A 5,136-nucleotide genomic window follows, 5' to 3' on the forward strand; every position below is an offset into this window, starting at 1 on the left:
ATCCATTCAGCCACAAACTTCTTAACTTTGACTGGTTGCGGTTTATCTAGTTGTTCCAAGTCTTGCAGAAAAATTTGACGAGCTAGTTCTGCTCCTTCAGCATTCCATACACCCTCAAGTTTTTTATATTTCTTAATTAATCGCTGTACTTTCATCTTCCAACTCCTCATTATATTTTTCTACCAATTCATGCAACCACGACCAACGTTCGGTTTCTTCAACGATTTGGTCAACTTCCCTTTCTTGCAACCAAGCTGAGAAATTAACCACATTATCAATGTAGATTGTGTCGTAATCGCCCCAATCCCAAACAGTTAAATAAATTTCTGTTTCAGTTCCATTTTCATCTTCAACCGTTATTGAACCATTTTCAACCCACGCTGTACCAAAACACAATTCGCAAGTGCCAGTCTGTTCTTCTTGAAAATCTGAATGGTATTCTGTCACTTTATATTTCATCTTCCAACTCCTCCACTTTTTTCCTCAATTCTTTATTCTTTTTCTTCAACAAATCGCGCTCCAACGCTCTAATCCGTCTCTTGCGTGCATCGCACGGTTTCGAATACTCGATTATCTTCTCTTCATTTTGCTCAATTGTGCGTTTCAGTCCTTCGATTACTACCTGTTTATCGTAATTCATCGTCTAAAAATCTTTCAATAGCTTCTCTATAGGAGACTTCCGCCATACCGTCTAAGTCGTTCAGGGCTTCAATATAGTCTGGACGCCCTTGCCCATACTGCTTTTTCAAAAACTCAACAAAGAGATGAATTTCCTGATAGGTTACTCCAACCATATTTCTTACCTCCCACTAAAACGGAAAATCATCTTCCTCAAGGGCGTATCCTGGCATTTGTTCCTCAATATTCGAACGGTTAGCAGTATCATCACGCTTTTCAAGTCGCTCAAAACCATCTGCGACCACCTCAGTCAGATAGACCCTGCGCCCCTCCTGATTCTCGTAGTTCCTTGTCTGGATGCGACCCGTCACACCGACCAGATTACCCTTCTTGCACCATTCTGCGAATAGCTCCGCCTGCTTGCGCCACATCATACAGTTGATAAAGTCTGCCTCTCGCTCGCCGTTGGCTCCCTTGAAGTTCCGATTGACCGCCAGAGTAAAGGTAGCAACCGCCACATTCGACGGTGTATGTTTTAATTCAGGGTCTTTCGTCAAGCGCCCCACTAACGTAACATTATTGATCATCTTTCTTGTCCTTTCTTGCTGCACGTTCTCCGATTAAGTAGCCGAGAAATAGCCATAGAATAGCCATGCCAAATTCTTTAATAAGTTCAATCATTTTCTTATCCTCCTGAAAAAAGTTGCTAAATAGTAACAATCCTTCGCACCATAGTCAAACCGTGTCGTCCGCTGACCAATGTGCTTCTGAAACCTTGGCTGAGTGATAGCCGAGAAAGCCCACTGATGATCTTCCATTTGCTCAATGAGATCATCGACATTGTCAAACGTCCCAAGGTAAAACTTGCAGTGCCCGTTGTAGACGAAGTAAAGATTTAACATCACTCCACCTCAACGGGGTAAAAGTTCCCAAAGGAACTCCTCAATGCTTTACCAACCTGTAAGGCTACCGCCCGAGAAACAAACCGCATGGCTTTCTTCTCCTCTGAACATGAAATGTCCAAGCCAGTCACACCAATAACTGCGGACCTCAGAAACGGCTTATCCTCTCTTGTCCCATGTCTTAAAATAAACATCAGCCACCTCCATTCTAAAAATATTGCTTCCGCTTGTTTGTCAAGTCGTTGAAAACCATTAAATGGTCTTTATCCACACCCTTCATCAGTCTGGACATAAAGGGTCTGCCATATCTTTTCTGAATATTAGCAGAAGTCAAATTGGTGGTAATGATTGTATTTGAACGCTTATTCAGGATATTGTAGAGAATAGTAAACGACCATTCGCTATCCTTCTCCATGCCCAAATCATCCAAAACCAAGAACTTAGCACTGGCAATTTTATTGACCAGAAACTCTTCCTGACTAAAATCAGCTTTAATCTTCATCAACAAGTCAGTCACGTTGATGAAAATAGCAATCTCTTTCGTGTACTCAGATAAAGCTTTTACCATCGCAAAGGCCAAATGGCTCTTACCAGTTCCAGCTTCTCCTTGTAACACGATGTTGTTCCTAGCCCCCTCAGACCACTCACGACAAATCCTCTTTGCAAAAGCTAGCTTTTCCGCTTCTTTTTCAGTGGGTGTCTCAAAGTTGTCCAAAGTCGCATTTTTCAAAACCTCATCATAAAGAGAAAACTTCTCAAGATAGTATTTCCTCTCTCGCTCATTCTCAGCGTCGGCCAGTTCATTCACTCTTGCTTGATTCTCCTCATGGATCCGCTCAGATTCACACATGCGGCATACAACACTCTCAGTCCGCAATATCTTTATCAAAGGAATGTTATGCTTTTCGCAAAACTCATCTTGTTGTTCTGTATTCCTGTGATAAGATAAGGCAATCTCCTCAAACACATTGTCTACCATGACAGACGACCTCCACATTCATGCCAGCTAGCCATTTCAGACAAGCATGCAACCACTTGATGAATTGGTTGGTCTGCTAAAAGAGTTTTCTTCTCGTAGCTTAACGGATAATAGTCAATCTCGAATTGTTCAATTAGTTCTAGTATCCCCATTCGTCCTTGGCCTCCTGTTCTTCTTTCTTATCCTTGTTCTTCTTTTCCGATTGACGAACCTGTTCAACAGTGGTAACATTGTTCATCTGCCAATTTCTTAAAATCCCACCTATATATTTGATGTTCGGCTTTCCTGAGTTAATAGCAGTCTTCAGTGCTTCTTTCACCAAATCCACATCATTCTCATTTAGGAGATGGTTGATTTCTTCAATTTCAAATCCAGATAAGAGCCTACGAAATTCAGATTGAAAAAGTTCTAAGATATTTTCTTGACCACCACTACTAGTAGTAGTAGTTATTCTTTTCTTATTCTTATCTTTATCTAATCTATTCTTATTCTTATCTTTATCTTCTTCTAGTGCGTTACCGTCCGTTACTGTAACGTTACCTGTAACGTTACCAAGAGCAAGATTTTTCTGTTTTTTACGGTATTTGGCTACACGGTTGCGTGTCTGTTCCTTTATTTTCTCCATTCCGTCAACGTTTTGATGTTTTTCCCAATTTGGCAAGCTAATAATACCATCGATAATCTCAATCATCCCAAACTGTTCAAAAACTCCAATAGCCATTCTTACTGTATTCAATGGTCTACGAAAAATAGTAGCTAACATTTCATCTGTATAGTGAACCTTATCAGTCATCATCAACAAACCATTACTGTTATGTTTTCCAGCAAGTGTCAAAATCTTGAACCATATCACTAAGATGGCATCAGGATCAGGCAAGGCATCAATCAGGCAAATCTTTTCATCGTCAAAAATATCGGTTGTGATTTTTATCCACTTAATTTCAGACATACCGAGCACCCCACTTCCTACGGTTAGCGCGATACTTCATTCGCATATCCTCATAGATATACCTGCCTTCCAGCTCCATTTTTTCAATCTTTAGCAGCTTATTTTTAAGCTCCACATCACGATAGTCCTTAGCTAGTTTTTCATAGTCCGTTAGGTATTCTTTGACTAGTAATAGATTTTTGTAATCATTTTCCAAAATCGTAATAAAATGTCTTGAAGCTGATTCCCTTCCTTTCAGTTCTTTAACAATCATAGTCAGGTTATCCAGCCATTCAATCAATTCTTCCATTTCCTGACCTCCTCACTTCAAAATGTGCATTTTAGGTTCTGGTAAAGCTAATGGTTCGGGACGCAAACCTTGAGGCGGTTCGTTGTCATAGGTGAAGCCAGGAAATGGACGACGGATATTCTTGCGAATTTCTTGCCATTTGTCCTCTCTACCACGTTCGTATGCATGGTTTCGCCCTTGGATAATCATAGACGCAAATTCTTGCTCTTCTCGTCTTTCTTTTTCCTTACGCTCCTCTTGCAATTTGATATGACGGCAAAGCCCTACAAATCCAAGCAGCAAGGCTCCAACCCCCATCAGCTGGTCTAAAATCGGTGGTTCAAACATTTTTATCTCCTTATGCTCTTAATTTTCGTACTTCTTTTTCTAATTCCAAAATCTCATAAACATCATTGACATCGTACATAATATCCTTCCCTTGCTTACGAAATCTTAAGCCTTTACGTTCTAGCTTCTTAATATAGCCATGAGTGAAGCCGAATTTCTTCATCAAAGCCTGTTGATTGATTGGCATGCGATCATTCTCTAACTGCTCCTTGACCTGCTTTTCAGCAAAGGCCAATAATTGATTAGTGAACAATTCGGCACTTTCGCCGTCCAATCGTAATTGTAGGGTTATACCTTCCATTTTTTTACATCCTCTCAACTATGCGGGCAAGCATTTTTGTGATATAATGGTTTTAATTATTTAAGTATGCGCCTGATTTCCGTCAGGTGCTTTTTTTGTTGTTGTCAAACTGTCTTACTTTCCATCGCCCTGAGTTCTATCTCATGGCTGACTTGTCTAAATAGCTTCTCACACGCTATTTTAGCTTCTCTGTACGTTGTAGATTCGCTGATGAAGTAATCAGCAAGTTCGATGATTTTATCTTCCATTCAACCTCCTACATCAGCCTCAAGACTGATGTAATATCCTCCTAAATTGCTATAATACTCTTGACTAGGACCTCTCACCGTTTTAGTCAAAACTTCAGCAGAAAGGAGGTTCAAAAAATGAGTAAGCTTAGCCATAAGCCAAACCACGTTGTTAAGAAACTAACCTGGGAAAATCTCGATAATATTCTATTATCTTATTTTTCAGAGTCGACTACTGATAAACCTAGCGCAGTAATTCAGTTATCTGATTTTGAAATGTCTAAAGCTGAAATTATCGAAGAAGCAACTGCTCAAGGTTATCAAGTTATCGATAATTCTGATGGTTACTTAAAGTTTCTATAACGAATTTTAAAGATGATATATTTGTACGATTTACATCAATATCTCTTTTTAACTTAGCAATCTGTCTATCAGATTGCTTTTTTCTTTTCCCACTATACGGATATCGTCTTGGTCTCATTTTCTTTCCCTCCCTACGCTTGACTAAATGCGTTCAGTTCCATAATTTTCATCTTGGTATTGG

At 39.7% G+C, this 5,136-nt stretch carries 14 protein-coding genes and 1 pseudogene; 1 reads left to right on the plus strand and 14 read right to left on the minus strand.

From position 1 onward, the window contains the following. The 14 genes and pseudogenes from HT688_RS12310 to HT688_RS09605 all read right to left on the minus strand — a co-directional run. Positions 1-155, minus strand: a pseudogene (locus tag HT688_RS12310) (DUF1642 domain-containing protein); the annotation flags it as partial. Further along, positions 133-459: a hypothetical protein gene (locus HT688_RS09555; RefSeq protein ID WP_023940089.1), complete on the minus strand. Its 327-nt coding sequence runs from the start codon at positions 457-459 to the stop codon at positions 133-135. The pseudogene HT688_RS12310 and the gene HT688_RS09555, both read right to left, overlap by 23 nt. Continuing rightward, positions 449-640, minus strand: a complete 192-nt coding sequence (locus HT688_RS09560) for a hypothetical protein (RefSeq protein ID WP_001105094.1) — start codon at positions 638-640, stop codon at positions 449-451. Before HT688_RS09560 ends, HT688_RS09555 begins: the two co-directional genes overlap by 11 nt. Beyond that, positions 627-794 carry a hypothetical protein gene (locus HT688_RS09565; protein ID WP_000233205.1) on the minus strand — a complete coding sequence of 56 codons (168 nt, stop codon included), beginning with the start codon at positions 792-794 and terminating at the stop codon, positions 627-629. The genes HT688_RS09560 and HT688_RS09565 overlap by 14 nt, the downstream gene beginning before the upstream one ends. Positions 795-809: 15 nt before the next feature. Further along, a complete protein-coding gene (locus HT688_RS09570; protein WP_000609556.1) occupies positions 810-1,205 on the minus strand; it encodes a single-stranded DNA-binding protein in 396 nt (131 codons plus the stop codon). A 90-nt stretch (positions 1,206-1,295) separates the two neighbouring features. Then, a complete protein-coding gene (locus HT688_RS11915; RefSeq protein WP_055356729.1) occupies positions 1,296-1,520 on the minus strand; it encodes a hypothetical protein in 225 nt (74 codons plus the stop codon). Continuing rightward, on the minus strand, positions 1,520-1,714 hold the full coding sequence (locus tag HT688_RS12210; protein ID WP_345789458.1) for a hypothetical protein: 195 nt from the start codon (positions 1,712-1,714) through the stop codon (positions 1,520-1,522). Before HT688_RS12210 ends, HT688_RS11915 begins: the two co-directional genes overlap by 1 nt. Before the next feature lie 14 nt (positions 1,715-1,728). Then, entirely contained in the window at positions 1,729-2,499 is a 771-nt protein-coding gene (locus HT688_RS09575) for an ATP-binding protein (protein WP_138707260.1), read from the minus strand. Then, positions 2,493-2,651 (minus strand): hypothetical protein, encoded by a 159-nt coding sequence (locus HT688_RS09580; RefSeq protein WP_000511763.1) that lies wholly within the window; start codon positions 2,649-2,651, stop codon positions 2,493-2,495. Before HT688_RS09580 ends, HT688_RS09575 begins: the two co-directional genes overlap by 7 nt. Then, a complete protein-coding gene (locus HT688_RS09585) occupies positions 2,639-3,448 on the minus strand; it encodes a putative phage replisome organizer (RefSeq protein ID WP_001289773.1) in 810 nt (269 codons plus the stop codon). Before HT688_RS09585 ends, HT688_RS09580 begins: the two co-directional genes overlap by 13 nt. Then, positions 3,441-3,737, minus strand: a complete 297-nt coding sequence (locus HT688_RS09590; RefSeq protein WP_138707259.1) for a hypothetical protein — start codon at positions 3,735-3,737, stop codon at positions 3,441-3,443. The genes HT688_RS09585 and HT688_RS09590 overlap by 8 nt, the downstream gene beginning before the upstream one ends. A gap of 12 nt (positions 3,738-3,749) precedes the next feature. Further along, the gene (locus HT688_RS09595) at positions 3,750-4,064 is read right to left on the minus strand and encodes a hypothetical protein (RefSeq protein ID WP_172923734.1); all 315 of its coding nucleotides are present in this window, start codon (positions 4,062-4,064) and stop codon (positions 3,750-3,752) included. A 10-nt stretch (positions 4,065-4,074) separates the two neighbouring features. After that, positions 4,075-4,365: a hypothetical protein gene (locus tag HT688_RS09600; protein WP_020903598.1), complete on the minus strand. Its 291-nt coding sequence runs from the start codon at positions 4,363-4,365 to the stop codon at positions 4,075-4,077. 104 nt (positions 4,366-4,469) lie between these two features. Next, complete coding sequence (locus HT688_RS09605; RefSeq protein WP_167747524.1) at positions 4,470-4,613, minus strand: hypothetical protein; 144 nt, start codon at positions 4,611-4,613, stop codon at positions 4,470-4,472. Between the two features lie 117 nt (positions 4,614-4,730). Between HT688_RS09605 and HT688_RS09610 the strand changes: the two genes are divergently transcribed. Continuing rightward, positions 4,731-4,955, plus strand: coding sequence for a hypothetical protein (locus tag HT688_RS09610; protein ID WP_000040990.1), 225 nt, complete (start codon positions 4,731-4,733; stop codon positions 4,953-4,955). The last annotated feature ends 181 nt before the right edge of the window (positions 4,956-5,136 follow it).

This window comes from Streptococcus sp. 1559, from assembly GCF_013276735.1.
Classification (GTDB): Bacteria; Bacillota; Bacilli; order Lactobacillales; family Streptococcaceae; genus Streptococcus; species Streptococcus pseudopneumoniae.

Excerpts from the sequence above, each read along its gene's own strand:
- HT688_RS09555 (WP_023940089.1), bottom strand. The coding sequence starts at position 459 with ATGAAATATAAAGTGACAGAATACCATTCAGATTTTCAAGAAGAACAG.
- HT688_RS09560 (WP_001105094.1), bottom strand. The coding sequence starts at position 640 with ATGAATTACGATAAACAGGTAGTAATCGAAGGACTGAAACGCACAATT.
- HT688_RS09565 (WP_000233205.1), bottom strand. The coding sequence starts at position 794 with ATGGTTGGAGTAACCTATCAGGAAATTCATCTCTTTGTTGAGTTTTTG.
- HT688_RS09570 (WP_000609556.1), bottom strand. The coding sequence starts at position 1,205 with ATGATCAATAATGTTACGTTAGTGGGGCGCTTGACGAAAGACCCTGAA.
- HT688_RS11915 (WP_055356729.1), bottom strand. The coding sequence starts at position 1,520 with ATGTTAAATCTTTACTTCGTCTACAACGGGCACTGCAAGTTTTACCTT.
- HT688_RS12210 (WP_345789458.1), bottom strand. The coding sequence starts at position 1,714 with ATGTTTATTTTAAGACATGGGACAAGAGAGGATAAGCCGTTTCTGAGG.
- HT688_RS09575 (WP_138707260.1), bottom strand. The coding sequence starts at position 2,499 with ATGGTAGACAATGTGTTTGAGGAGATTGCCTTATCTTATCACAGGAAT.
- HT688_RS09580 (WP_000511763.1), bottom strand. The coding sequence starts at position 2,651 with ATGGGGATACTAGAACTAATTGAACAATTCGAGATTGACTATTATCCG.
- HT688_RS09585 (WP_001289773.1), bottom strand. The coding sequence starts at position 3,448 with ATGTCTGAAATTAAGTGGATAAAAATCACAACCGATATTTTTGACGAT.
- HT688_RS09590 (WP_138707259.1), bottom strand. The coding sequence starts at position 3,737 with ATGGAAGAATTGATTGAATGGCTGGATAACCTGACTATGATTGTTAAA.
- HT688_RS09595 (WP_172923734.1), bottom strand. The coding sequence starts at position 4,064 with ATGTTTGAACCACCGATTTTAGACCAGCTGATGGGGGTTGGAGCCTTG.
- HT688_RS09600 (WP_020903598.1), bottom strand. The coding sequence starts at position 4,365 with ATGGAAGGTATAACCCTACAATTACGATTGGACGGCGAAAGTGCCGAA.
- HT688_RS09605 (WP_167747524.1), bottom strand. The coding sequence starts at position 4,613 with ATGGAAGATAAAATCATCGAACTTGCTGATTACTTCATCAGCGAATCT.
- HT688_RS09610 (WP_000040990.1), top strand. The coding sequence starts at position 4,731 with ATGAGTAAGCTTAGCCATAAGCCAAACCACGTTGTTAAGAAACTAACC.